This window comes from Rhizobacter sp. P2_G4 (assembly GCF_056403575.1).
Genome location: NZ_JBFUFG010000001.1, coordinates 1,383,439 through 1,408,405 on the forward strand (window position 1 = coordinate 1,383,439; position 24,967 = coordinate 1,408,405).

General features: G+C 65.6%; 21 protein-coding genes and 3 tRNA genes. 22 read left to right on the forward strand and 2 right to left on the reverse strand.

The window, feature by feature from the left end; translation table 11 throughout:
• Nucleotides 1-64 precede the first annotated feature (64 nt).
• Nucleotides 65-2,758 (forward strand): alpha-ketoglutarate dehydrogenase, encoded by a 2,694-nt coding sequence (gene mdeB / locus AC1DYS_RS06495; RefSeq protein WP_477897185.1) that lies wholly within the window; start codon nt 65-67, stop codon nt 2,756-2,758.
• Nucleotides 2,759-2,838: 80 nt separating this feature from the next.
• Entirely contained in the window at nt 2,839-3,489 is a 651-nt protein-coding gene (locus AC1DYS_RS06500) for an HAD family hydrolase (RefSeq protein ID WP_477897187.1), read from the forward strand.
• A 54-nt stretch (nt 3,490-3,543) separates the two neighbouring features.
• Here AC1DYS_RS06500 and AC1DYS_RS06505 read toward each other — a convergent pair whose 3' ends face one another.
• Nucleotides 3,544-4,164 carry a chalcone isomerase family protein gene (locus AC1DYS_RS06505; protein ID WP_477897299.1) on the reverse strand — a complete coding sequence of 207 codons (621 nt, stop codon included), beginning with the start codon at nt 4,162-4,164 and terminating at the stop codon, nt 3,544-3,546.
• Nucleotides 4,165-4,584: 420 nt separating this feature from the next.
• Between AC1DYS_RS06505 and trpE the strand changes: the two genes are divergently transcribed.
• From trpE to AC1DYS_RS06575, 14 genes are all read left to right on the forward strand, one after another.
• Nucleotides 4,585-6,069 (forward strand): anthranilate synthase component I, encoded by a 1,485-nt coding sequence (trpE, locus tag AC1DYS_RS06510; RefSeq protein WP_477897189.1) that lies wholly within the window; start codon nt 4,585-4,587, stop codon nt 6,067-6,069.
• Nucleotides 6,070-6,654: an aminodeoxychorismate/anthranilate synthase component II gene (locus AC1DYS_RS06515; RefSeq protein ID WP_477897191.1), complete on the forward strand. Its 585-nt coding sequence runs from the start codon at nt 6,070-6,072 to the stop codon at nt 6,652-6,654.
• Nucleotides 6,651-7,661 carry a low-specificity L-threonine aldolase gene (ltaE, locus tag AC1DYS_RS06520; protein ID WP_477897193.1) on the forward strand — a complete coding sequence of 337 codons (1,011 nt, stop codon included), beginning with the start codon at nt 6,651-6,653 and terminating at the stop codon, nt 7,659-7,661. Before AC1DYS_RS06515 ends, ltaE begins: the two co-directional genes overlap by 4 nt.
• A gap of 11 nt (nt 7,662-7,672) precedes the next feature.
• Nucleotides 7,673-8,704 carry an anthranilate phosphoribosyltransferase gene (gene trpD / locus AC1DYS_RS06525; protein ID WP_477897195.1) on the forward strand — a complete coding sequence of 344 codons (1,032 nt, stop codon included), beginning with the start codon at nt 7,673-7,675 and terminating at the stop codon, nt 8,702-8,704.
• A gap of 85 nt (nt 8,705-8,789) precedes the next feature.
• Complete coding sequence (trpC, locus tag AC1DYS_RS06530; RefSeq protein ID WP_477897197.1) at nt 8,790-9,578, forward strand: indole-3-glycerol phosphate synthase TrpC; 789 nt, start codon at nt 8,790-8,792, stop codon at nt 9,576-9,578.
• Nucleotides 9,575-10,303 (forward strand): uracil-DNA glycosylase, encoded by a 729-nt coding sequence (locus AC1DYS_RS06535; protein WP_477897199.1) that lies wholly within the window; start codon nt 9,575-9,577, stop codon nt 10,301-10,303. Before trpC ends, AC1DYS_RS06535 begins: the two co-directional genes overlap by 4 nt.
• 186 nt (nt 10,304-10,489) lie before the next feature.
• Nucleotides 10,490-11,365, forward strand: coding sequence for a glucosamine kinase nucleotide-binding domain-containing protein (locus tag AC1DYS_RS06540; RefSeq protein WP_477897201.1), 876 nt, complete (start codon nt 10,490-10,492; stop codon nt 11,363-11,365).
• Nucleotides 11,362-12,102 (forward strand): GntR family transcriptional regulator, encoded by a 741-nt coding sequence (locus AC1DYS_RS06545; RefSeq protein WP_477897203.1) that lies wholly within the window; start codon nt 11,362-11,364, stop codon nt 12,100-12,102. The genes AC1DYS_RS06540 and AC1DYS_RS06545 overlap by 4 nt, the downstream gene beginning before the upstream one ends.
• Nucleotides 12,099-13,232, forward strand: a complete 1,134-nt coding sequence (gene nagA, locus AC1DYS_RS06550; protein ID WP_477897205.1) for an N-acetylglucosamine-6-phosphate deacetylase — start codon at nt 12,099-12,101, stop codon at nt 13,230-13,232. Before AC1DYS_RS06545 ends, nagA begins: the two co-directional genes overlap by 4 nt.
• Nucleotides 13,222-14,232 (forward strand): SIS domain-containing protein, encoded by a 1,011-nt coding sequence (locus tag AC1DYS_RS06555; RefSeq protein WP_477897301.1) that lies wholly within the window; start codon nt 13,222-13,224, stop codon nt 14,230-14,232. The genes nagA and AC1DYS_RS06555 overlap by 11 nt, the downstream gene beginning before the upstream one ends.
• A 13-nt stretch (nt 14,233-14,245) precedes the next feature.
• Entirely contained in the window at nt 14,246-15,730 is a 1,485-nt protein-coding gene (locus AC1DYS_RS06560) for a glycoside hydrolase family 3 N-terminal domain-containing protein (RefSeq protein ID WP_477897207.1), read from the forward strand.
• A gap of 19 nt (nt 15,731-15,749) precedes the next feature.
• Complete coding sequence (locus tag AC1DYS_RS06565; protein ID WP_477897209.1) at nt 15,750-17,054, forward strand: MFS transporter; 1,305 nt, start codon at nt 15,750-15,752, stop codon at nt 17,052-17,054.
• The gene (locus AC1DYS_RS06570; RefSeq protein ID WP_477897211.1) at nt 17,051-17,965 is read left to right on the forward strand and encodes a glycoside hydrolase family 16 protein; all 915 of its coding nucleotides are present in this window, start codon (nt 17,051-17,053) and stop codon (nt 17,963-17,965) included. The genes AC1DYS_RS06565 and AC1DYS_RS06570 overlap by 4 nt, the downstream gene beginning before the upstream one ends.
• A gap of 7 nt (nt 17,966-17,972) precedes the next feature.
• Nucleotides 17,973-19,040, forward strand: coding sequence for an acyltransferase family protein (locus AC1DYS_RS06575; protein ID WP_477897213.1), 1,068 nt, complete (start codon nt 17,973-17,975; stop codon nt 19,038-19,040).
• A gap of 20 nt (nt 19,041-19,060) precedes the next feature.
• Here AC1DYS_RS06575 and AC1DYS_RS06580 read toward each other — a convergent pair whose 3' ends face one another.
• Complete coding sequence (locus AC1DYS_RS06580; protein ID WP_477897215.1) at nt 19,061-19,804, reverse strand: GntR family transcriptional regulator; 744 nt, start codon at nt 19,802-19,804, stop codon at nt 19,061-19,063.
• Between the two features lie 359 nt (nt 19,805-20,163).
• Here AC1DYS_RS06580 and AC1DYS_RS06585 point away from each other — a divergent pair, with 359 nt between their 5' ends.
• The 6 genes from AC1DYS_RS06585 to AC1DYS_RS06610 all read left to right on the forward strand — a co-directional run.
• The gene (locus tag AC1DYS_RS06585; RefSeq protein WP_477897217.1) at nt 20,164-22,995 is read left to right on the forward strand and encodes a TonB-dependent receptor; all 2,832 of its coding nucleotides are present in this window, start codon (nt 20,164-20,166) and stop codon (nt 22,993-22,995) included.
• A 100-nt stretch (nt 22,996-23,095) separates the two neighbouring features.
• Nucleotides 23,096-24,085 (forward strand): glycoside hydrolase family 18 protein, encoded by a 990-nt coding sequence (locus AC1DYS_RS06590; protein ID WP_477897219.1) that lies wholly within the window; start codon nt 23,096-23,098, stop codon nt 24,083-24,085.
• A 69-nt stretch (nt 24,086-24,154) separates the two neighbouring features.
• Nucleotides 24,155-24,240 (forward strand) — tRNA-Tyr (locus AC1DYS_RS06595).
• Nucleotides 24,241-24,298: 58 nt separating this feature from the next.
• Nucleotides 24,299-24,372, forward strand: a tRNA-Gly gene (locus tag AC1DYS_RS06600).
• 79 nt (nt 24,373-24,451) lie between these two features.
• Nucleotides 24,452-24,526, forward strand: a tRNA-Thr gene (locus tag AC1DYS_RS06605).
• Between the two features lie 46 nt (nt 24,527-24,572).
• The coding region (locus AC1DYS_RS06610; protein WP_477897221.1) for a GTP-binding protein at nt 24,573-24,967 on the forward strand (395 nt) is incomplete at its 3' end.

Below are 24,967 nucleotides of genomic sequence, written 5' to 3' on the forward strand. Positions count from 1 at the left end.
CGCGCCGTTGCCTCTCGTGGGGGCTTGAGCGCCGGCCCTACAGTCGGATCAAAAGGAGTTGGCCATGGGCGACCATTCATCACAGACCCGCATCGACCTCGATCCCGATCGCGAAGAAACCGAAGAGTGGCGCAGCGCGCTGCTGTCGCTGCTCGCCGCTGCCGGCCCTCAGCGGGTGCGTGAGGTGATGGACATGCTGGCCCACCTGGCGATGGCGCCTGCGGTCGACTGGCGCGCTCCGCGTGGCACCGCGTACATCAACAGCATCCCGGTGCAGGCGCAGGTGCCGTTCCCTGGCGACTTGGCGATCGAGGAGCGCCTCGCGTCCATCATGCGGTGGAACGCGCTCGCGATGGTGGTGCGCGCGAACCAGGCCTACGGTGAACTCGGCGGCCACATCGCGAGTTATGCCAGCGCGGCCGACTTGTTCGAGGTGGGCTTCAACCACTTCTTCCGTGGCGCCGAAAACGGCACCGGCGGCGACCTGGTGTTCTTCCAGCCGCACTCCGCCCCTGGCGTCTACGCACGCGCCTTTCTCGACGGGCGGCTGACGGCCGACGACCTGGCCCATTACCGGCAGGAGATCACCGCCCAGCGTGCCGGCGTGCAAGGCCTCAGCAGCTACCCGCACCCCTGGCTGATGCCGAGCTTCTGGCAGTTCCCCACCGGCTCGATGGGCCTCGGGCCCATCAGCTCGATCTACCACGCGCGCTTCATGCGCTACCTCCAGCACCGCGGTCTGCAGGACACGTCGGCGCGCAAGGTGTGGGGTGTGTTCGGTGACGGCGAGATGGACGAGCCCGAGAGCATGAGCGCGCTGACGCTGGCAGCGCGGGAAAAGCTCGACAACCTCGTGTGGGTTGTCAACTGCAACCTGCAGCGGCTTGATGGCCCGGTGCGCGGCAACGGCCGCATCATCGACGAGCTCGAAGCCCTGTTCGCTGGCGCCGGCTGGCGCGTGCTCAAGCTGGTGTGGGGCTCCGACTGGGATGGCCTCTTCGCGCGCGATGAACACAACGCCATCGCCAAGGCCTTCGCAGCCACGGTCGACGGGCAGTTCCAGACCTTCGCCGCGAAAGACGGCCGCTACAACCGCGAGCACTTCTTCGGCCAGAACCCCGAACTCGCCGCCCTGGCGCAAGGCCTCACCGACGAGCAGATCGACCGGCTGAAGCGCGGCGGCCACGACATCGTGAAGATCCATGCCGCGTACCGCGAGGCCGCGTTGACGAAGGGCCGCCCGACCGTGATCCTGGCGCAGACCAAGAAGGGCTACGGCATGGGCCTCGCGGGGCAGGGCCGCATGACGACGCATCAGCAGAAGAAGCTCGAGCGCGAAGACCTGGTGGCCTTCCGCAATCGCTTCTCGCTGCCGCTGAGTGACGACCAGGTGGCCGACCTCGCGTTCTACAAGCCCGCGCCCGACAGCGCGGAGATGCGCTACCTGCACGCACGCCGTACCGCGCTGGGCGGCCCGCTGCCCGTGCGCCGCGCACAGGACGCGCCGGTGCCTGTGCCACCACGGGACAGCTACGCCGCCTTCGCGCTCGAGGCCGACGGCAAGGAGATGAGTACGACCATGGCCTTCGTGCGCATGCTCACCGCGCTGCTGAAGGACCCTGCGCTCGGCCCGCGCGTCGTGCCCATCGTGGCCGATGAGGCGCGCACCTTCGGCATGGCCAACCTGTTCAAGCAGGTCGGCATCTATTCGAGCGAAGGCCAGCAGTACGAGCCCGAAGACATCGGCTCGGTGCTGAGCTACCGCGAAGCGCGTGACGGTCAGATTCTCGAAGAAGGCATCAGCGAGGCCGGCGCCATCAGCAGCTGGACGGCCGCAGCCACAAGCTACTCGGTGCACGGCATGGCGATGCTGCCGTTCTACATCTACTACTCGATGTTCGGCTTCCAGCGCGTGGGCGACCTGATCTGGGCCGCGGCCGACCAGCGCTCGCGCGGCTTCCTGCTCGGCGCCACCGCGGGCCGCACCACGCTCGGCGGCGAAGGCCTGCAGCACCAGGACGGCAGCAGCCTGCTGCAGGCGTCCACCGTGCCCAACTGCCACGCCTACGACCCGTGCTTCGCCGGCGAGTTCGCGGTGATCCTCGACCACGGCATGCGCCAGATGCTCGAGCAGCGCGAAGACGCGTTCTATTACGTCACGTTGATGAACGAGAACTACGCCCAGCCCAGCCTGCCGCCGGGCGTGGCCGCCGACGTGGTGAAGGGTCTGTATCGATACTCGGTGCAGGCCGTGCACGAGCACCGCGGCACGGTTCGGCTGCTGGGCTCCGGCACGATCCTGCGCGAGGTGATCGAGGCCGCTGCCTTGCTGGCCGACGACTGGGGTGTGCAGGCCGAGGTGTGGAGCGCCACCAGCTTCAGCGAGCTGGCGCGCGATGCGCGCGAGGTGGAGCGCTGGAACCGGCTGCATCCGGAAGAAGTCTCGCGCCTTTCTCACGTGCAGCAGTGCCTGCCGGGGGACGCGCCCATCGTCGCGGCCACCGACTACGTGCGCGCTTGGCCACAGCTGGTGGCGGGCTATGTCAGCGCACCCTTTACCGCGCTCGGCACCGACGGCTTCGGTCGCAGCGACACGCGCGCTGCACTGCGCGAGTTCTTCGAGGTCGACCGGCACCAGATCGTGCTGGCGGCGCTGAGCGCGTTGCGGGCGCTAGGCCGCGTGGATGCCGACGACTGCGCGGCGGCCATCGCGCGCTATCGCATCGCCACGGCTGAGGACTCGCCCTGGCGGCGCTGACGGAACCCGCGCTCCCGCTTTGCGCGAAGCGAATGGAAGAATCCGTCGCTCCATGCTGTCTCACTATCCAACCACTACGCATGCTGAACCCGTCCTGGCAAGCCGCGATCGTAGATCTCGACGGCACGATGATCGACACACTCGGCGACTTCGAAGCCGCACTCAATGCGGTGTTGGCCGATCTGTCGCTGGCGTTGGTCGATCGCCCCTTCATCGAGCTCACGGTCGGCAAGGGCTCGGAGCACCTGATCCGCAGCACGTTGGCCCACGTGGGCGCGCCCGCAGCGCTGTATGACGACGCGTGGGCGCGCTACCAGCACCACTACCTGCGGTTCAACGGCGACCATTCAAAGGTCTATGCCGGCGTGACCGAAGGCCTGGCGGCTTTGCGGCGACGTGGCCTCAAGCTGGCCTGCCTGACCAACAAGCCGACTGCCTTTGCCAAACCCTTGCTTGCGAGAAAAGGCCTCGCGCACTTCTTCGAGCTTGTGTTCGGCGGCGATGCCTTCGAGCGCAAGAAGCCCGATCCGCTGCCTTTGATCAAGACCTGCGAAGCGCTCGGCACGCTGCCGCGGCACACGCTGATGATTGGCGACTCGAGCAACGACGCGCGTGCCGCACGCGCGGCCGGCTGCCCGGTGCTGCTGGTGAACTACGGCTACAACCACGGCGAGCCGGTGACGGGTGTGGATGCCGATGGCGTCATCGCGCGGTTGGATGCGCTGGCATGACGCCGGCATGAAAAAAGCGCCGCATGCGGCGCTTTTTGTTGGTCCCTGAGCGGCTCAGTTGCCGCGCTTGGGGCTCTTCGGGTCGATGCCCATCAGCGCATCTTTCAGCATCGAATCGGCCGGCGACTTGCCGAGCCAGATCCGCAGCAACGCGGTGAAGAACTCCGGCTCCTTGATCGGTGCCGTCGATGCCTTGCCGTTGATCATGATGATGGTGCCTGTGCCGGGAATCCAGTCGACAGAGAACGCATCGCCCGCCACCAGCTTCTTCTTCTCGAAGAACAGGTCGCTCAGCGCGAGCGTGCCGGGGATGGAGCGCGAGAACTCGTCGCGTGGCGCGTTCTCTTCCATGCCGCGCGTGAAGAGCTTGCCGAGCTCGCTGGCGTTGATGTCGCGCAGCATCACGATGTGAACGCGCTTGGGGCCGGGCGTGGCCAGAATGGCTTCGGGCGTGTTGGCCCTCTTCGTGAGATAGAGGCCTGCGGTGTAGACCTTGAAGATGGCCTTGTAGCGAATGCCGGCACCGTTGAGCACCAGCGGCGTGTTGGCCACGGTTTCGGTGTTTTCATACTTCACGCCCGCCAGTTCAACGGCGGGAGCGGCGGCCGCGGCTTGCGCATGGGCCAGGTTCAAGGTGCCGAGCGACAAAGCCGCTGCAAGGATCAGACGATGGATCACAAGAATCTCCACGTTCAAAGGCTGTCGCACGGGCGTGCTCTGAGCAGCCGGCCATTCTCCCAAAATTGCCGATAGATCAGACGTGCCGAAGTCACGATCGGCTTGATCTGAGGGAAAAGCCTAGGTGAAGCGCGGAACAACTCCACACCCTGCGTGGCCGCGTCTTCCGGGGTGGGTCACCCTGCTACACTTTTTGCATGTTCATTGCGCGCAAACAAACCAAAGGGTCGAACGACCGGGGAGCATGGCCCTGGCGTTGCCAGCCTGCTTGGGTTTAGTTTGCCGCTGGCCGCTCTCTTCTTCGGAGCGTTGCGCGCCCCGGCTCCACTGGCTGCTTCGCTGCTGCCAACCGTTTGAATCTAATCACCATGCGGGCCACACTCAGGCCGCCCGCCGGGCCGTGGAGGGCCCTGCAACGTGATCACCGAACTTGAATTCAAGAGCCTTGCCGCTCAAGGCTACAACCGCATTCCGCTGATGGCCGAGGCCTTCGCGGACCTCGAAACCCCGCTCTCGCTGTACCTCAAGCTGGCCCACGGGTCTGGCAGCGGCCGGCACAGCTTCCTGCTCGAATCGGTGGTGGGTGGCGAGCGCTTCGGCCGCTATTCGTTCATCGGGCTGCCGGCCAGCACCCTGCTGCGATCGACCGGCTTTCACACCGAGGTCGTGACCGATGGCCAGGTGGTCGAAACGCACGAAGGCAACCCGCTCGATTTCATCGCCACCTACCAGAAGCGTTTCAAGGTCGCATTGCGGCCGGGCCTGCCGCGCTTCTGCGGTGGCCTTGCCGGCTACTTCGGCTACGACGCGGTGCGCTACATCGAGCCCAAGCTCTCCAAGACCCAGTTGCCGGGTGGGCTGGACACGCCCGACGTGATGCTGCTGCAGTGCGAGGAACTGGCGGTGATCGACAACCTGTCGGGCCGGCTCTACCTCATCGTCTATGCCGACCCTGGCCAGAGCGAGGCCTATTTTCGCGCCAAGCGCCGCCTGACCGAGCTGACCGACAAGCTCAAGTACAGCGTGACCGCGCCGCCCGTGAAGCGCGGCACCTCGCATGCAGTGGAGCGTGAGTTCGCCAAGAGCGACTACATCGCGGCGGTGCTCAAGGCCAAGGACTACATTGCCGCCGGCGACATGATGCAGGTGCAGATCGGCCAGCGACTGCAGAAGCGCTACACCGAGTCGCCGCTCAGCCTGTACCGCGCGCTGCGCTCTCTGAACCCATCGCCGTACATGTACTTCTACGACATGGGCGACTTCCAGATCGTCGGCGCCTCGCCCGAGATCCTGGTGCGGCAGGAGCACACGCCCGAGGGCGACAAGGTCACCATCCGCCCATTGGCCGGCACACGCCCGCGCGGTGCCACGCCCGAGCAAGACAAGGCACTCGAAGCCGAACTGAGCGGCGACCCGAAGGAGCGCGCCGAGCACGTGATGCTGATCGACCTGGCGCGCAACGACATCGGGCGCATCGCCAAGACCGGCAGCGTGAAGGTGACCGAGGCCTTCACCGTCGAGCGCTATTCGCATGTGATGCACATCGTCAGCAATGTCGAAGGCCTGCTGAAAGACGGCATGACCAGCCTCGACGTGCTACGCGCCACCTTCCCGGCCGGCACGCTGACCGGTGCGCCCAAAGTGCGCGCGATGGAAATCATCGACGAGCTGGAGCCGGTCAAGCGCGGCATCTACGGCGGCGCCTGTGGCTACCTTAGCTTTGCCGGTGACATGGACGTGGCCATCGCCATCCGCACCGGCATCGTCAAGGACAACGTGCTGTACGTGCAGGCGGCCGCGGGTGTAGTCGCCGATTCGGTGCCCGAGCTGGAGTGGAAAGAAACCGAAGCGAAAGCGCGTGCGTTGCTGCGCGCCGCTGAACTCGTCGAGGAGGGCTTCTAAATGCTGCTCATGATCGACAACTACGACAGCTTCACGTTCAACCTGGTGCAGTACTTCGCCGAGTTGGGTGAAGACGTGCGTGTGTTCCGCAACGACGAGATCACGCTCGAAGGCATCAGCGAGTTGAAGCCCACCAAGCTGGTGCTGTCACCGGGCCCATGCTCGCCTGCCGAAGCCGGCATCTGCGTGAGCGCCATCCAGCAGTTCACCGGCAAGCTGCCGATCCTTGGCGTGTGCCTGGGTCATCAGGCCATCGGCGCGGCACTGGGCGGCAAGATCATCCGCGCGAAGACGCAGATGCACGGCAAGACCGACATCATCACGACCGACCGGCAGGGCGTGTACAGCGACCTCCCCGGGCAGTTCACGGTGATCCGCTACCACTCGCTCGTGATCGAGCGTGAATCGCTGCCCTCGTCGCTGGACGTCACGTCCACGTCGCAAGACGACGAGATCATGGGCGTGCGGCACCGCGAGTTGGCCGGTACGCCCACGCCGCTCGAAGGTGTGCAATTCCATCCCGAGTCCATCCTCACCGAACACGGGCACGCGATGCTGAAGAACTTCCTGGAGTTGAAGAAATGAACATCGTCGACTTGCGCAGCGACACGGTCACCAGACCCACTGCCGCCATGCGCGACGCCATGTCCCGCGCCGAGGTCGGCGACGACGTGTTCGCTGACGACCCGACGGTCAACGCGTTGCAGGAGCGCATCGCCGCCATGCTGGGCAAGGAGGCGGCGCTGTTCGTGCCCACCGGCACGCAGAGCAACCTCGTCGCGATGATGAGCCACTGCGGACGTGGCGACGAATACATCGTCGGGCAGATGGCGCACACCTACCGCTGGGAAGGCGGCGGCGCGGCGGTGCTCGGCAGCGTGCAGCCGCAGCCGCTGGAGCACCAGGCCGACGGCACGCTGGCGCTGGCTGACATCGCTGCTGCCATCAAGCCCGACGACTCGCATTTCGCCCGCAGCCGCTTGCTGTGCCTGGAGAACACGCTGGGCGGCAAGGCGCTGAGCCTGAGCTACATGGCCGACGCGACCGCGCTCGCCCGCAAGCACGGGCTGGCCACTCACCTCGACGGCGCGCGGCTCTTCAACGCAGCCACCGCGCTTGGCGTGACGGCGAAAGACATTGCACAACACTTCGACAGCGTCTCGGTCTGCTTCTCCAAAGGCCTGGGCGCTCCTGTAGGTTCGGCCCTGTGCGGCTCGAAGGCACTGATCAAGAGCGGGCACCGCTGGCGCAAGATGCTCGGTGGTGGCATGCGCCAGGCGGGTGTTCTGGCGGCGGGGGCGCTGCATGCGCTGGACCACCACGTCACGCGCCTGACCGATGACCACGCACTGGCGCGCCGGCTGGCTGAGGGTCTGCAAGGCATCCCCGGCGTGCGTGTCGAGCCACCGCAGACCAACATGGTCTTCATCGACGTGGAAGGCAAGCGTGCGCAGACGCTGCTGCCTTACCTCAAGTCGCGCGGCGTGCTGGCCACCGGCCTGTACCGCCTGCGCTTCGTCACGCACCTCGACGTCGATGCCGCTGGCGTCGACCGTGCCATCGCCGCGGTGCGCGAACACCTGACTGCCTGAAAGCCCACGCCATGAGCATCACCAACACCGAAGCGCTGGCTCGCATCATCGATCACCGCGAAATCTTCCACGACGAGATGCTCACGCTGATGCGCCGCATCATGAGCGGCGAGATGTCGCCCGTGATGATCGCGGCTTTTGCGATGGGCCTGCGCGTGAAGAAGGAAACCATCGGCGAGATCGCCGCGGCCGCGCAGGTGATGCGCGAGTTCGCGACGCCGGTGAACGTGGCCGACAAGGCCAACATGGTCGACCTGTGCGGCACCGGCGGCGACGGCGCGCACACCTTCAACATCTCCACCGCAGCGATGTTCGTTGCCGCCGCCGGCGGCGCGCGTGTGGCCAAGCACGGCGGGCGCAGCGTGTCATCGAGCACCGGCAGTGCTGACGTGCTCGAGGCCTTCGGCGCCAACGTCAACCTCACGCCGGAGCAGGTGGGTTTGTGCCTGGAGCAGACCGGCATCGGCTTCATGTTCGCGCCCAACCACCATGCATCGATGAAGCACGCCGGGCCGGTCCGCAAGGAGCTGGGCGTGCGCACGCTGTTCAACATCCTGGGGCCGCTCACCAACCCCGCCGGCGCGCCCAATCAGCTGATGGGCGTGTTCCACGCCGACCTGGTCGGCATCCAGGTGCGCGTGCTGCAGCGGCTCGGGTCGGACCACGTGATGGTGGTCTTCGGCATGAACGGCATGGACGAGATCTCGCTGTCTGGCGAGACGCTGGTGGGCGAACTGAAGAACGGCGAGGTGCGCGAGTACGTCGTGCACCCGAGCGACTTCGGCATGCCGGTGTACGACACCCGCGTGCTCAAGGTGGCCGACAAGGCCGAGTCGGTGCAATGCATCCAGCGCGCTTTCGCGAACGAAGACGGGCCGATGCGCGACATCGTGCTGCTCAATGCCGGCGCGGCGCTGTACTGCGCCAACGTGGCGAGCTCGGTGGCCGAAGGCGTGAAGCGCGCACGCGAAGTGGTGGCCTCGGGCGGCGCGATGAAGAAGCTGAGCCAGTTCGTTGCGGCCACGCAGCAGTTCAAGTCATGAGCCGGGCAGAGCGCTGGGCCGCTCCCAAGCCGGCCCGTATTCCCTTGGGGGATCGGCGGCGGTACCCCGCTGACGAGGGGCAGTCATGAGCGACATTCTGAACAAGATCGTTGCGGTCAAGCGCGAAGAGGTCGCAGCAGCGCGCAAGCAGCGCGATCTCGCTTCGCTGCGCCGTGACGCTGAAGGCCGGACCGATGTGCGCGATTTCGCTGGTGCCTTGCGCAGCAAGATCGCCGCAGGCCAGGCCGCGGTGATCGCCGAGGTGAAGAAGGCCAGCCCGAGCAAGGGTGTGCTGCGCGAGCACTTCGTTCCGGCCGAGATCGCGGCGAGCTACGAGCGCCATGGGGCTGCCTGCCTCAGCGTGCTGACCGACGTGCAGTTCTTCCAGGGCGCCACCGCCTACCTCGAACAAGCGCGTGCCGCCTGCAGCCTGCCCATCGTGCGCAAGGACTTCATGGTCGACGCCTACCAGGTGTTCGAGGCCCGCGCGATGGGGGCCGACTGCATCCTGCTGATCGCCGCCTGCCTCGACGATGCGCAGATGGCCGACCTAGAGGCCCAGGCCCACGCGCTCGGCATGGCGGTGCTGGTCGAAGTGCACGATGGCGCCGAACTCGACCGTGCGCTGCGGCTGAAGACGCCGCTGCTCGGCATCAACAACCGCAACCTGCGCACCTTCGAGGTGACGCTGGACACCACGTTGGGCTTGCTGCCGCGCGTGCCGCCCGAGCGCCTGCTGGTCACCGAAAGCGGCATCCTCGGTGTGGCCGATGTGAAGCGCATGCGCGACGCTAACGTCCATGCCTTCCTCGTCGGCGAGGCTTTCATGCGCGCAGCCGACCCCGGGGCCGCGCTGGCGGAGCTGTTCAGTTGATCCACCCGCCGACACGCCTGGCTGAACCGCTGGAGCGTGTGCTCGATCGCGTGCCGGCGTCATGGCAACCGATCGTCGAGGCTTGGCGCAAGACGCCTCAGGCGCTGAAGCTGATCACCTACGTCGATGAGCGCATCGCCGCCGGTGCGATCGTCTACCCAGCCGAGCTGCTGCGGGCGTTGACGCTCACGCCGCTCGCGGCCGTGCGCGTCGTCATCCTCGGACAAGACCCGTACCACGGCCCCGGGCAGGCGCATGGCCTGTCGTTCTCGGTGCCGCATGGCATTCGCACGCCGCCGAGCCTGCGCAACATCTTCGTCGAGCTGCAGCGCGAGTTTGGCGCGGCACCTGCCGGCACCGATCTTTCAGGCTGGGCCCACCAGGGCGTGCTGCTGCTCAACACCACGCTGACCGTTGAAGATGGCCAGGCCGCCAGCCACTCCAAGCGCGGTTGGGAAAGCCTGACCGAGCGGCTGCTGGTGGAAGTGGCCGAGCGCCCGCAGCCCTGCGTCTACCTGCTGTGGGGCGCGCATGCGCAGCGCTTCGAGCCGCTGATTCGTGCGCATGCCGGTGCTCCGGCCGACACGCTGGTGCTGAGTTCCAACCACCCCTCGCCGCTGTCGGCGCGCCGGCCGCCGGTGCCATTTGTAGGCAACGGCCACTTCGGCGCTGCCAACGCGTTCCTCGCCTCGCGCGGCGGCCCGGTCGACTGGATCGGCGCCTAGCTGGCCTGAGACTGGTATCGAATTTGCGTGGCCTTTCCGGGCATGCCTCGGAGAAGCGGCCAAAGCCTGAGTTAAGTTTCGTAATACCAATTGACGCATTGGTATTACTGGTACTAAACTGGTTCTATCGACGGGCGTCATGCCCGGGGAACAGCCGCAAAACACAGAACCGGAGGCATCAGCGAGATGGTCGACTTTCTCATCGGGGTGGATGGCGGCGGATCGGGAACACGTGCCTTGCTGGCGCGCCCCGATGGTGTCGTGCTCAGCCAGGGTGAGGCAGGGCCGTCGGCGCTGGGCCAGGGCATCGAGCCTGCCTGGGTACAGGTGCAGGAGGCGGTCCGCGCGGCGTTTTCTCATGCCGGCCTAGCCGCAGCGCCCTGGGCGCACTGCGGCTTGGCCGCGGGCTTGTCGGGTGCCAACAATGCGCCTTGGTACAACGCGTTCATTGCGCAAAACCCGGGCTTCGGCCGGCTGCTGGTCGAGACCGATTCGTTCGTGATGCTGGTGGGCGCGCATGCGGGCCGGCCGGGCGCCATCGTTGCGGCGGGCACGGGCGCCATCGGCGAGGTATGGCGTGCCGACGGGTCGCGCTCCAGCGCGAACGGTTGGGGCTTTCCGGTCGGCGACGAAGGCAGCGGTGCCTGGCTGGGCGTGCATGCAGTGAACCTCGCGCAGCAAGCGATGGATGGTCGTGCCGAGGCCAGCCCGCTGGTGCGCCGCGTGTGGGCCGCCTGCGGCAGCGATCGCGAAAGCCTGCAGGCCTGGTGCGGCAACGCCGGCCAGTTCGCTTACGCGCAGCTGGCGCCTGCCGTGTTCGACTGTGAGGCCAGCGACTCGGCCGCAGCAGCTTTGCTCAGCCGCGCAGTGAGCGCGCTCGATGTCACGGCCTTGGCGCTCGATGCGCCGGGCCATCTTCCTTTGGCGGTGCTGGGCAGCGTGGGCAAGCGCCTGGCCCACCGCCTGTCCCCTGAAGTGCGTCGCCGTTGCGTGACTGAGGCCGCTGGCCCCGCCGCCGGCGCGCTGACTTTGATTCGACGTGAGATCGAGACCGATCGATGAGCAAACCCTTGTTCGAATTCAAGCCCGACCCGCGTGACAGCTCGCCGCTCTATGTGCAGCTCTCGCGCAAGCTCGGGCAGGCCATCCGGGATGGCCGTTACCAGGCCGACGAAGCGCTGCCGTCGGAGCGCGTGTTGTCGGAGTCGGTCGACGTGTCGCGCGTCACCGCGCGCAAGGCCATCGACCAGTTGGTCGACCAAGGCCTGATCGTGCGCCGCCGCGGTTCGGGCAACTACATCGCGCCGCGCATCGAGCAGCCGCTGTCGCGCCTGACGAGCTTCTCCGAAGAGCTGCACCAGCGCGGCTACACACCGTCGTCTCGCTGGCTCGAGCGCGCCATCACCTCGGCCGTGCCCGACGAGCAGCTGAGCCTGGGCCTCTCGCCCGGCGCACGCGTGGCGCGGCTGGAGCGTTTGCGTCTCGCCGACGACGTTGTCATGGCCTATGAGATGAGCGTGCTGCCGCAGACGGTGCTGCCCAACGCCGAGGCGGTCACCGGCTCGCTCTACGAATATCTGACCAGCATTCACATGGCGCCCGTGCGCGCGCTGCAGCACATCCGCGCGCTCAATGCGCAGCCGCGGTTGGCCGAGCAGCTCGGCGTGCCGGTTGGGCAGGCGGTGCTGTTCATCACCCGCATTGGCTACCTCGAATCGGGCCAGGCGGTGGAGCTGACGCATTCGTACTGCCGCAGCGACTACTACGACTTCGTGGCTGAGATGAGGCGAGAAGGATGAGTACCTCGTTGAAGGGCCACGTCCTCACACCGCGCGGCTTCGTGCGTGGCGAGATTTCAATCGGTGACGACGGCCGGGTCGCAGGCATCACCGGCGATGCCGTCGACGAGCGGGAAGCTCGCGACTCGGCACTGCCGCTCATCGTGCCCGGCTTCATCGACTTGCACGTTCACGGTGGCGGCGGGCGCGACATCATGGAAGGCGGCGACTCTGCCGAGCGCGTGGCCGAACTGCACGCGCAACACGGCACCACCTCGCTGCTCGCCACCACGATGACGGCGCCGATGAGCGACCTCGAGCGCGCCTTCCGCGCGCTGAAGCCCATCTGTGCGGGCCGCGGCGCACGCTCGGCGCGTGTGATGGGCGTGCACCTCGAGGGTCCGTACATCAACTCCGGCAAGCTCGGCGCACAACCCAACTACGCGCGTCCCGTGCAGGCCGATGAGCTGCGTCGCCTCAACGACATGGCGCCGATCCGCCTCATCACGCTGGCACCCGAGACCGCCGGCAACATGGATGCGATCGAAGCGCTGGTGGTTGCCGGCTACCGTGTCCAGCTTGGCCACACGCTGGGCAGTTATGAAGACGGCGTCGAGGCGATGAAGCGCGGCGCCACCGGCTTCACGCACCTGTTCAACGCGATGAGCGGCCTGCACCACCGCGAGCCCGGCATGGTGGGCGCTGCGCTCGCCCATGCCGACTATTCGGAAATCATCCCCGACCTGCTGCACGCGCACCCCGGGGCGATCCGTGTCGCGCTGCGCTCCATCCCGCATCTTTATTGCGTCACCGATTCGACCGCCGCTGCCGGCATGCCCGACGGCGACTACAAGCTGGGCCGCCACAAGGTCACCAAGTGCCTTGGCGGCGTGCGCCTGCCCGATGGCACCTTGGCCGGGTCCACGCTGACGATGGACCAGGCGTTGCGCAACCTGGTCGAAGAACTGGGCCTGGGCCTGGTCGATGCATCGCGCCGCGTCTCGACCAACGCGGCCGACTACCTCGGCGCTACCGATCGCGGCCGCCTGTCGGTGGGCGCGTGGGCCGATGCGGTGGTGCTCGACCGCGATCTCAAGGTGATGGATGTGTACGTGGAAGGAGCGTCGATTGAACACGCGCATGCTGGCTGAAGCCCGTGAAGCCCCCGCCGCCGTGGCGCGGCAGCTCGCGCAGGACGACCAGTCGTACAGCGACTTCGGCGCCTTCTTGCGTGCCCGCCCGCCGAGCTCGGTGCTCACGGTGGCGCGCGGCAGCTCCGACCACGCGGCCCACTTCATGGCTTACCTGATCATGGCGCGGATGGGCCGGCTGGTGACCTCGTTGCCGATGTCGCTGATCACGCTGTATGGCTCGCAGATCAACTGCGACGGGCTGGCCTCGATGGCGTTTTCGCAGTCGGGCCAGAGCCCCGACCTGGTCGCGCCCACGCGCTACTTCACCGAAGGCGGTGCGTGCACGGCTGCCTTCGTCAACGACCCCGACTCGCCGCTAGCGAAAGCCGCGCAATGGGTGTTCGCCTTGCATGCCGGCCCGGAGACCAGCGTCGCGGCGACCAAGAGCTTCATCACGCAGATGGTGGCGGGTGCGCGTTTGGTGGCAGCGTGGCAAGACGACCTGGTGCTGCAGGCTGCGCTGTCTGCGCTGCCCGGTGTGCTGTCGCGCGCGGCCTATGCCGACTGGTCGCCTGCCGTCGAAGCGCTGCGCGATGCCGATCGCCTGTTCGTGATTGGTCGCGGCACCGGCCTGCCGGTCGCGATGGAAGCCGCGCTCAAGTTCAAGGAGACCTGCGGCATCCAGGCCGAGGCCTTCTCGGGTGCCGAGGTCAAGCACGGGCCCATGGCATTGATCGACGAAGGCTACCCGCTGTTGGTGTTCGCGCCCCGCGGGCCGGCACAGGCCGGGCTTGTGTCGCTGGCCGAAGAGATGCGCGGGCGCGGCGCCAAGGTGCTGCTGGCCGCTCCTGCGGGCACGCCGGGCGCGAGCTTGCCGATCGTCGAGACGGCGTCGGTCGAACTCGATCCGATCTCTGTTATCCAGAGTTTCTACCCGATGGTCGAGGCGCTGGCCGCTGCGCGCGGCTTGAACCCCGACCAGCCGCGCCATCTGGCCAAGGTCACCCGGACCAACTGAGCGCCTGACTGCCATGAGTTCTTCTGCCGTTCAACCGGGTCGCCTCGTGATGGTCGACATTCGTGGCACCTCGCTCGGCGACGCGCAGGCTGCGTTCTTGCGCCGCCACCACATTCGCGCCGTCTGCCTGTTCCGCCACAACCTCGGCACCGAAGCCGAGGTGAAGCAGCTCACTGCGGACCTGCGTGCCGTGATGGGCGAGGGCGCGCTGATCGGCATCGACCAGGAAGGCGGCTCGGTCGTGCGCGCCACCTTTCTGCCACAGGCGCCGGCCGCGATGGCGCTGGGTGCGGCGGGCGATGCGGCGATGGCCGAAGCCGTCGGCGAGGCCGTGGGGCGCGGCGTTCGCAGCCTCGGCTTCAACTGGGACTTCGCCCCGGTGCTCGACGTCAACAACAACCCTGCCAACCCGGTGATCGCCGAGCGCAGTTTCTCGGAAGACCCGGCCGAGGTGGCGCGCCTCGCCGGCGCCTGGATGCGCGGCGCCTTGCGTGCGGGCGTGGCCTGCTGCGTCAAGCATTTTCCCGGTCATGGCGACACGCACATGGATTCGCACAGCCACCTGCCGGTGGTCGACAAGCCCTTGTCGGCGCTGCAGGCCCTGGAGTTGCGGCCCTTCCACGACTTGAAGAACGATGCGCCCGCGATGATGACGGCGCACATCGTCTACCCGCAGCTGGATGCCGAGCACCCGGCCACGCTGTCGCACGAGATCCTCGGTGGCATCTTGCGGGATGCCTGGGGTTACGACGGCGTGGTGATCACCGACTCGCTGGTGATGAAGGCCATCTACGACCACTACGGCCATGACCGCGCGGCCGTGCTGGCCCTGCAGGCCGGCGCCGACATGGTGATGGCGCTCGGCAGCGAGGCCGACCAGACCGCTGCCGTCGAGGCCATCGCGAAGGCGCAAGCGAGCGGTTCGCTGACCGAGGCGCAGTTGTTACGTGCGAATGCCCGGCTCGATGCGCTCGCTGTGCGCTACCCCGCGGGCGCGACCGTCTACGACGCTTCTCAACGCAAGGCGGACGATCAGCTGATGCACCGCGCCTGGGCCGCTGGGCTCACCGCCATCGGTGCACCGACGGCACCCGCACGGCAACGGCCGCTGCGCGTCATCACGCAACGCAGCGTGCCGTGCGATGGCGTGTCGGAGGCCGGGCCGTCGGCCGAGCAGGTGACACGATTGTTTGATGGTTTCACCGATGTGGACGTGCTCGCGCTCGACGATCTGCAGTCGCTCGACTGGTCTGCTTTGCCGGCCGATGGCCGCTTCACGGTGCTGGCATCCAACCACCGCGATCGCTATGCCAGCAAGGCGCAAACGTGGCAGCCCGACCTGCACCTGGCGTTGTGGAATCCGTTCCAGGTGCTCGACGTCGATGCGCCATCAGTGGTCACTTGGGGCTATGCCGAGGGTGCGCTCGAAGCGCTGCAGGAGTGGCTCGAAGGGCGGGCTTCGGCGAACGGCCGAGCCCCTGTCCGGTTGACTGCCTGAGAACAAGAACGGAGACCCGATGACTATCGACACCCCGCGTCGCCGATCGCCCATCTCGTGGGTGCCGACGCTCTACTTCGCGCAGGGCCTGCCGTTCTTCGCCGTCAACGTGATCGCGCAGCAGATGCTCATCAGCATGAACGTGCCCAACGAGCAGATGACGCGTTGGCTCGGCGTGCTGACGCTGGCCTGGGGCTTCAAGTGGGTGTGGAGCCCATTCCTCGAACTCGCGCCGAGCAAGAAATCGGTCGTCATCACCTTCCAGCTGCTCGGCGCCGTGGGCCTGGGCGCGGTGGCGGTGGCGCTGCACCTGCCCATGTTCTTCGTGCTGAGCATCGCGGCACTGATGCTGGTGTCGCTCGGTTCGGCCACGCACGACATCGCGGCAGATGGGCTCTACATGGCCAGCCTGTCGAACAAGGAACAAGCGCAGTACGCCGGCTGGCAGGGCGCCTTCTTCAACGTTGCCCGCTTCATCGCAGCGGGCGGCCTGCTTGTGCTGGCCGGCCACCTGGAAAAGGCCTTGGGCGTGGCGAGTGCCTGGACAGCCATCTTCACCATGCTCGCGTTGACGATGGTGGTGATGGGGCTCTACAACGCGTGGGCGCTGCCGAAAGTCCAGAACGTGGCCGCGGCCGACCGCTCGGCCGGTGCGATCCGGCGCACGCTGTGGCTGGTGCTGCGCGACTTTCTCGCCAAGCCCGGCATCGGGCTGGCCATCGTGTTCATCATCCTGTTTCGCGCCAGCGAAGGGCAGGTCCAGACGATCGGGCCGATCTTCCTGCGCGCAGCGCGTGAGCTGGGCGGGCTGGGCTTGAGCACCGACCAGGTGGGCTGGGCCTACGGCACGGCAGGCACCATTGCCTTCATCGCCGGCAGCATCGCCGGGGGCTATTTCGCGGCGTGGCTGGGGCTCAAGCGCGCGATGCTCGCGCTCATCCTCGCGATGAACCTGCCGACGGTGGCCTTCGTGTTTCTCAGCACCGCGATGCCGACGAACTTCGGCGTGATCGCGGCGGCCTTGAGTCTGGAGATGTTCGGCTACGGCTTCGGCTTCGTCGGCGTGATCCTGTACCTGATGCAGGTGGTATCGGTGGGCAAGTACCAGACGGCGCACTACGCCATCGGCTCGGGTGTGATGGGGCTGGGCATGAGCCTCTTTCGCACCATCAGCGGCGACATTCAGGTGGCGCTGGGCTACCAGCACTTTTTCATTTGGGGCTTGCTGTGCGCGGTGCCGGTGCTGATCCTGTCGCGCTTCGTGCCGCTGGAGACACCTGCGGATCCCGAAGCTGAAACGGCGGCCGAACCCGCGCACGCATGACGCGGCGGCTTTTCTGTTCTCTGCTGTGCGCGGCGGGGCTGGCAGCGTGCGGCACGCCGCCGTCCACGCCGGCACCCGAGTTGTTCTTCGACGACTTCAGCCAGCCTGAGCTCGCGACGCTGGCGCGTGACGGCTGGACCGTCCGCCAACAGGCCGGTCACCCAGGCATTGCCGGCGCGCACTGGGGTGACGCGGCGATCGCACTGGTCGACGACCCACAACAGCCCGGCAACAGATTGCTGCGCCTGAGCGCGCGCACCGACGGCACGCCGGCCGGCACTCAACAGGCCCAGTTGTGCCATGCGCGCAAGTACCTCGAGGGCACGTACGCAGCACGGGTTCGTTTCAGCGACGCTCCGGTGCAGGGGCCCGATGGCGACGTGGTGGTGCAGACCTTCTACAGCGTGAGCCCGCTGCGCTTCGACTTCGACCCCGAGTACAGCGAGCTCGACTGGGAGTACCTGCCCAACGGCGGCTGGGGCGATGCGCGTTCGCGCCTCTATGGCGTGAGCTGGCAGACCGTGCGCGTGGAGCCCTGGTCGGCCCACAACCAGCCGCAGCAGCGTTTCGCCGAACTGGTCGGCTGGCATGTGCTGGTGATGCAGGTGGCGCAAGGGCGCACGCACTGGTTCCTGGATGGCGAGCCTTTCGCCGAGCACGGTGGACGCAGCTACCCGGTGGTGCCGATGGCCATCAACTTCAACCTGTGGTTCTCGCCGGGCGGTTTGTTGCCGGCGGGTACGACGCGCGTCTACGAGCAGGATGTCGACTGGGTCTATCACGCGCGCAACCGTGTGCTCTCGCCGGCCGACGTCCTGGCGGCTGTGCGGGCGCTGCGACAGGCCGGCACGGCGCGCACCGACAGCGTGCCGCCGGCAAGTCCGCCGCTGGCTTCGACCTGTGATTTCTGAGCCGGTGATGCAGCTGAAGGCACGCCTGGATTCGGTCGATGCCTTGCGCGGGCTGACGGTCGCCGCGATGCTGCTCGTCAACGACCCCGGTGACTGGGGCCATGTCTACGCGCCGCTCGAACACGCCGCGTGGCACGGCTGCACGTTCGCTGACCTGATCTTCCCGGCCTTTCTGTTCATCGTCGGTGTGTCGCTCTCGCTGAGTCTCGGCCCGCGCATCGACGCGGGGGATGACCATGCCGTGCTGCGCCGCACGGTGCTTGTGCGCGCGTTGCGCATCATCGTGCTCGGTCTGGTGCTGCATGCGGTCGCGCATTGGTTGATGGACACGCGAGCCTTCCGGCCGTTCGGCGTGCTGCAACGCATCGGGCTGTGTTTCGCAGTGGCTGGGCTGCTGGCGATCGAGACCCGGCCTCGCACGCAATGGATCGCCTTCGGTGCAATCCTGCTCGGCTACTGGGCGCTGCTGTCGTGGGGCGGGCCGTTGAGCAAGGAGGGCAATCTGGCAAGCCGCATCGACACGGCACTGCTGGGTCGCTTCGCCTACGAGTTCGACGCGGCCACCGGCCTCGGCCACGAGCCCGAGGGCTTGCTCAGCACGCTGCCGGCCATCGCGACGACCTTGCTCGGTGTACGCGCTGGTGACTGGCTTCGCCGCGGTCAACGCAGCCGCTTATGGCAGCTGGGCGTGGCGGCGCTGCTGGCCGGGTGGGCGTGGTCATGGGTATTCCCGTTCAACAAGCAGCTGTGGACATCGTCCTATGTGCTGTGGAGCGGCGGCTGGGCGATGCTCGCCCTGCTGGCGGCGCATGAGCTCATCGATCGGCGCGGCTGGCCGGCACTCGGTCGCAGCTTCGGTGTGAATGCCATCGCGGCCTATGCAGGTGCGTGGCTCATCGTGTGCGTGCTCGAGGGGCTGCACTGGGGCACGCCGCTGTACCACTTCGCTTTCGAATGGATGGCGCCGATCACCGGTGCCCATGTGCCCTCGCTCGCCTACGCAGTCGCGTTCGTCGGTGTCTGGTCGGGCATCGTCGTGTTGCTCGATCGGCGCAAGCTGTACTTCAAGATCTGAGTGAATGACGCGCGGTGGCGTCAGACGCCGGCGCTCAACTCCGCGATGAAGTCGTACATGTCACCGCGGTAGAACGACTGCGACAGCTCGATCGCACGCCCATCGGGTAGGTAGCCCAGGCGTTCGACCAGAAGACCGGCGTCGCCCTTGTTGGCCTTGAGCAGCTTGGCCTGCTCGGCATTCAACAGCAGAGCGCGCAGCCGCTGCAGCGCACGCACCGGCCGGTTGCCTTGCGCTTCCAGCGCCTGATAGAGCGAGTCGCCGACCGTGTCGAGCGATGGCAGACACGAGGCGACGATGGTCGCGATCTCGATCGCCATCGGTGCGTCGTCGGCGTAGCGCAGCCGGTGAAAGCGGTAGACCAGCGTGCCGGGGCTGAGCGCGAGCTTCAAGGCTTCTTCGGGCGTCACTGTGCCCTCCGAGCGCTTGAGCCACACGCTGTGCGGGTGGCTGCCGCGGGCACGCATGTCCTCGGAAAACGAGGTCAGCTTGGCGAAGTTCTTTTCGACGCGCGCGCCGACGAAGTTGCCCGACCCTTGCCGGCGTACCAGCCAGCCTTCCTGTGTGAGCCCCTCGAAGGCGCGGCGCACCGTGATGCGGGACACCGAGAGGTCTTCGGCCAGTTGACGCTCGGAGGGCAGGGCGTCATCGGGCATCAGCACGCGGCGCTCAATCGCGTCGCGCATGGCGCGCTGCAGCTGCTGATAGAGCGGCAGGCTGTTGTTCGGGTCAAGCGGCTTGAGCGACTGGGCCAGAGTGGTCATGTCCGAACCTCAAAGCTGGCCCACCAATTGCATGCCAGTGGCTCATTTGGCAATACCAGTTCGATACAGGCCGCTAAACGGGTGGTCATGTCGGGGCGTGCTCCACAGTGATGCAGGCCACTTTACATCAGTGATTGCCTAGGGGTGGAAATAGCGCAACTCCTGTTGCAATCGCCTTGGATTGRTAGCATAGTGGCATCTAGTGGTAGCGTATTGGTACGCACGCTGACATCCAAGAATTCACTTGAATGGGAGGGTTGGTCCGCCACTGGTCTTGACCGATGGTGAACCGAAGTCCCGGGTTTTAGAAGTACCGGATCGGGGATCCGGAGTTTCATCCAAATCAGAGGCGGACACACATGAACCTACAACTGACACCCATCGCATCGGCCGTCGCGCTGGCGCTGATGAGCACGCTCACGGTCGCTCAAGCGCAGCAAGCGCCCGAGGGTCCCGCTGCGGCGGCTTCGGCACCGCCCGCTCCAGCGAGCGCTGCTTCTGCGCCGTTAGCGGAAGCAGCGAAGCCAGCGAGCAAGGGAGCCCAGCAACTCGAGACCGTCAACATCACCGGCATTCGCGGCTCGCTGCAGCAGTCTCTGAACCAGAAGCGCAACTCGGACTCGTTGGTCGAAGTCGTGACGGCTGAAGACATTGGCAAGATGCCCGACAAGAACGTCGCCGACTCGTTGCAGCGAGTGCCGGGCGTGACCATCGGGACCGCGGGCGCCGGCGAAGGCGGTTTCGACGAGAACGACCGCGTCAGCTTGCGCGGCACCAATCCGAGCCTCACGCAGACGCTGATCAACGGCCATTCGGTTGGGTCGGGCGATTGGTTTGTGTTGAACCAGGTAGGGACGGTGGGTCGCGCGGTCAGTTATTCACTGTTGCCTTCGCAGGTCGTGGGTTCGGTGGTGATCAACAAGAGTGCACAAGCTGATCTGGTCGAGGGCGGTGTGGCCGGTACGGTCAACATCAAGACCCGGCGGCCGCTGGACTTCAAGCAGCCGTTGACGGTGGAATTTCAGGGAGGTGCTGTATATGCAGACCTTCCTAAGGAGACCGATCCGCAGCTGAGCGGTCTGATCGGCTGGAAGAGCGAAGAGGGGACAGCCGGCGTCATGTTGCAGATGTTCTCTGAGAAGCGTCATCTTCGCCGCGACGGCCAGGAGATGCTGGGCTACAACCAGATCAAGGCGGGTTCGGCGATTGCGTTGTCCAACCCTGATTTGGCCGGTGTGTGGTATCCGAACGCCGTTGGCTCGGCACTCTTCGAGCAGGAGCGCAAACGCGACGGTGCATTGATCGATGTACAGATCAAGCCCTCGAATGACCTGACGCTGGGTGCGAATGCGTTCATCTCGAAGATGGAGGCCACGAATATCAATCGCAACTTCCTGGTTTGGAATCAGTCGATCATGGCGAACGGCAGTGGTCTGGCGCCGCTGCCCGGTTATGTAGTGCGCAACGGCACGCTGGTCTCGGCGCAGTTTCCGGTTGTGCCCGTGACAAACTCTGATGGCACAACGAGCCCTCGCACCTATGGCATCTATGATCAAATCTCGCGTCCCGGAGCTAAGTCGGAGACCTCGTTCCTCGCGTTGGATGGCAAGTACCGCGCGAGCGACAAGCTGAGCTTTGACGCCAATCTGGGCAGCTCAGTAGGGAAGGGCGAGACGCCCGAGCAGGCGCTGTTCTCGGCAGTGGTGCAGGGCACCGGCGCTGGCTACAGCCTGAACGGACTGGGTAATGGGGCCGACGCCAATATAGGCACCGGTGATCCATCAAAGTCGAGTGTCGTGTCGGCTCTGGATTGGATCTACGGCGCCAGCCCTGCCAAGACCAAGGATGAGGAGGTCTGGGGGCAACTTGACGGTGAATACGCGCTGGATCAAGGTGTGTTCACGGCGCTCAAGTTTGGCCTGCGTTACTCTGAGCACAAGCGTCGCACCGATGTGGTGGGCCAAGGGCCGAAGTGGTCCGCCGACCCGTTCAATCCCGCCAATTTCCCCGCGTGGAACGGCGGCACGTACCCAAGCAACTTCGGCAGTGGCCTGGGTGGAAACTTCCCCAAGAACATTTGGCTCTTGGATACCGCCACGTTGGACGCCTGGGGCGCCAAATACTCCAACCGCGATCCGGTGGAGCGTCGCAATTGGGCGGCCGAGTTTTCGCTGAAAGAGCAGAACACTGCCGGCTATGTGATGTCGAATCTGGAAGGCGACAGCTGGGGTGGCAACGTCGGCGTGCGGCTGGTGCAGTCCAAGGTCGATGTGCTGACGAATGTCGCTGTGCCTCAGTTGACCGCGGGTGCGAACGGCGACTGCGCGCCATTGCAGCCTTGCTCAGTGCCCGGTTCAATCACCTCGTCGGCATTCGGTGCCTTTGTCCAGACGCCGGTCAAGAACACACACAACGACATCCTGCCGAGTGCGAACTTCCGCTTTGACTTGCGCAAAGATTTGCTTCTGCGCGCCGCGGTATCCCGCACCCTTTCGCGTCCGGACTACAGCGCATTGGGCGGCGCCATCGCGTTGGAAGACAACAACATGACCGGCAGCGGCGGCAATCCGAACCTGAAGCCTATTCGCTCGAACAACTACGACGCCTCGGTGGAGTGGTACTTCGCTCCGCGCGCTTTGGCATCGTTCGGCGTCTACCACTTGGACCTGCGGAACTACGTGAGCTACGGCACTTCGCAGCAGACGTACTACAACATCCGCACCAAGCAGGACGAGGTCTACACAATCTCTTCGCCAATCAACAGCAGCGGGCGGGTGTCCGGCTTCGAAATGGCTTTGCAACTGCCGATCGGCCAAGGCTTTGGTGTGCTGGGCAACTACACCTACGCGGATGCCAAGGAAAAAGGTGGCGGTGATTTGGTTGGCGCCTCACGCGACACCTACAACGCTTCCGGCTACTTCGAGAACGACCGCTTCAATGCGCGTGTTGCCTATACCTTCCGCTCAGCCTATTACAACGGGTTGGACCGTAGCACTGCCCAGTATCAGGACGACGTTGGCACACTGGCGGCATCGCTCGGCTTCAAGATCAACGAAAACCTGAGCGTGACGCTGGACGGCATGAACCTGAACCGTCCAATCCTGAAGTACTACGCCAACAATCCGGATCAGCCTCTGGCTCGCTACACCAGCGGTCGCCAGTACTACTTGATGCTGCGCGCCAAGCTGTAGGTTGGCGCGGGAGATGACTTCGCTGGCTCACGAGGTCGGCGAGTGAACACGAGAGGGAAGGCGAACTGCCTTTCCTCTCTCTTCTTTCTGGTGGACCTTCTTGAGATACCTTCTTCGCATTTCAAGCTTGGCGTTATTTCTTCTGCTGGGGTCTTGCGCGGGCAATCAACGCCTGCAGCCAGAGCGCTTCATCTACAGCCCATACAAGCACGTCAATCAGTTTATTGGCCAGGACGCTCCGGTCATCTCTGGGTCGGCAGGGCCTTACGCCGACTTGCCGCGTGCGGGTGCACTGACCTGGGCGTTTGCGACTGGTGAATGTGGCCGGGAAACCTGGGGCGGCATCGACGCCGATCTCTTCGCTCGCGCCAATGTGCCGATGTTTCAGCGTGCGGGCGTCGGCTACGTCGTGTCCACCGGTGGCGAAGGTGGGCTGTTCACCTGTGCGACGGAAGCGGGCATGGAATTGTTCATCCAACGCTATGCCTCGCCTTTGCTGCGCGGTCTTGACTTCGATATTGAAGGCCAGCAGACGCCGCAGCAGATCGATGAACTGGTACAGAGCCTCCATGCGGTCCGGGGGCGCTATCCGAGGCTTTACTTCAGCTTCACCCTCGCGACTCATGCGGCGGCAGATGGGTCTCGACGCAGTCTCAACCGGCTTGGCGAAACTGTGCTGAGCGCCATCCGAAAGGTCGGGCTTGGGAATTTTCGTCTCAATCTGATGGTCATGAACTACGGCCCACCGCAGTCCATGTATTGCTTCACCCAGGGTGACGCCTGCGATATGGGTCATTCCGCGATTCAGGCCGCCGAAAACGTTCACTTGCGATACGGCGTGCCTTATGGGCAGATCGAGGTAACGGCGATGCTCGGCGAAAACGACGTGGCTGCGAACGTTTTCACGGTCGGCGACGCCGAGAGGTTGGCTCGCTTTGCCCGTGAGCGAGGCTTGGCTGGGCTGCATTACTGGTCGCTGGATCGCGACGCACCTTGTCCGCCGGGAGCGCCACGTGTTTCCGCCACCTGTAGCGGCGTGCCCGTGGCTGCCGGAGCCTTTGCACGGGCATTCGCAGGGGCCTTGCGTTGATCTCCTCCCGTGGCAAGACTTGGGCTGGCGTAGCTCCGAAATAGGCTGCTATACTCTGCGGTTCGCTTTGGAGGGGTGCCCGAGTGGCTAAAGGGGGCAGACTGTAAATCTGTTGGCTTACGCCTACGCTGGTTCGAATCCAGCCTCCTCCACCAAAGCGAAACGAATTCGAGGTTTTCCCCCTCAGGGCATTGGGCTGACAGGGGCTCCCGAGCGGGAGTAGTTCAATGGTAGAACCCTAGCCTTCCAAGCTAATGACGCGGGTTCGATTCCCGTCTCCCGCTCCAAGTCGCCAGTGGTTTGCGAAAGCGATAAAGCAGCGCAAACCAGTGTCGATCGGGCAATAGGTGTTCGGCCGAAAGATCGGCCCATGTGGCTCAGTGGTAGAGCACTCCCTTGGTAAGGGAGAGGTCGCGCGTTCGATCCGCGCCATGGGCACCAAAGTTTTCTTTAGCACTGTCAATCTCGACCGCTAGGAGCGCGAAAAATGGCAAAAGGCAAATTTGAACGTACGAAGCCACACGTGAACGTGGGGACGATTGGCCACGTGGACCATGGCAAGACGACGCTGACGGCGGCGATCACGACCGTGCTGAGCAAGCTGTTCGGCGGCGAAGCCAAGGCGTACGACCAGATCGACGCGGCGCCTGAAGAAAAGGCACGCGGCATTACCATCAACACCGCCCACGTCGAGTACGAGACCAAGAACCGCCACTACGCCCACGTCGACTGCCCCGGGCACGCCGACTACGTCAAGAACATGATCACCGGTGCCGCCCAGATGGACGGCGCGATCCTGGTCTGCTCCGCTGCTGACGGCCCCATGCCCCAGACCCGCGAGCACATCCTGCTCGCCCGCCAGGTCGGCGTGCCGTACATCAT

Excerpts from the sequence above, each read along its gene's own strand:
- mdeB (WP_477897185.1), top strand. The coding sequence starts at position 65 with ATGGGCGACCATTCATCACAGACCCGCATCGACCTCGATCCCGATCGC.
- AC1DYS_RS06500 (WP_477897187.1), top strand. The coding sequence starts at position 2,839 with ATGCTGAACCCGTCCTGGCAAGCCGCGATCGTAGATCTCGACGGCACG.
- AC1DYS_RS06515 (WP_477897191.1), top strand. The coding sequence starts at position 6,070 with ATGCTGCTCATGATCGACAACTACGACAGCTTCACGTTCAACCTGGTG.
- ltaE (WP_477897193.1), top strand. The coding sequence starts at position 6,651 with ATGAACATCGTCGACTTGCGCAGCGACACGGTCACCAGACCCACTGCC.
- trpD (WP_477897195.1), top strand. The coding sequence starts at position 7,673 with ATGAGCATCACCAACACCGAAGCGCTGGCTCGCATCATCGATCACCGC.
- trpC (WP_477897197.1), top strand. The coding sequence starts at position 8,790 with ATGAGCGACATTCTGAACAAGATCGTTGCGGTCAAGCGCGAAGAGGTC.
- AC1DYS_RS06540 (WP_477897201.1), top strand. The coding sequence starts at position 10,490 with ATGGTCGACTTTCTCATCGGGGTGGATGGCGGCGGATCGGGAACACGT.
- AC1DYS_RS06545 (WP_477897203.1), top strand. The coding sequence starts at position 11,362 with ATGAGCAAACCCTTGTTCGAATTCAAGCCCGACCCGCGTGACAGCTCG.
- nagA (WP_477897205.1), top strand. The coding sequence starts at position 12,099 with ATGAGTACCTCGTTGAAGGGCCACGTCCTCACACCGCGCGGCTTCGTG.
- AC1DYS_RS06555 (WP_477897301.1), top strand. The coding sequence starts at position 13,222 with ATGCTGGCTGAAGCCCGTGAAGCCCCCGCCGCCGTGGCGCGGCAGCTC.
- AC1DYS_RS06560 (WP_477897207.1), top strand. The coding sequence starts at position 14,246 with ATGAGTTCTTCTGCCGTTCAACCGGGTCGCCTCGTGATGGTCGACATT.
- AC1DYS_RS06565 (WP_477897209.1), top strand. The coding sequence starts at position 15,750 with ATGACTATCGACACCCCGCGTCGCCGATCGCCCATCTCGTGGGTGCCG.
- AC1DYS_RS06570 (WP_477897211.1), top strand. The coding sequence starts at position 17,051 with ATGACGCGGCGGCTTTTCTGTTCTCTGCTGTGCGCGGCGGGGCTGGCA.
- AC1DYS_RS06575 (WP_477897213.1), top strand. The coding sequence starts at position 17,973 with ATGCAGCTGAAGGCACGCCTGGATTCGGTCGATGCCTTGCGCGGGCTG.
- AC1DYS_RS06580 (WP_477897215.1), bottom strand. The coding sequence starts at position 19,804 with ATGACCACTCTGGCCCAGTCGCTCAAGCCGCTTGACCCGAACAACAGC.
- AC1DYS_RS06585 (WP_477897217.1), top strand. The coding sequence starts at position 20,164 with ATGAACCTACAACTGACACCCATCGCATCGGCCGTCGCGCTGGCGCTG.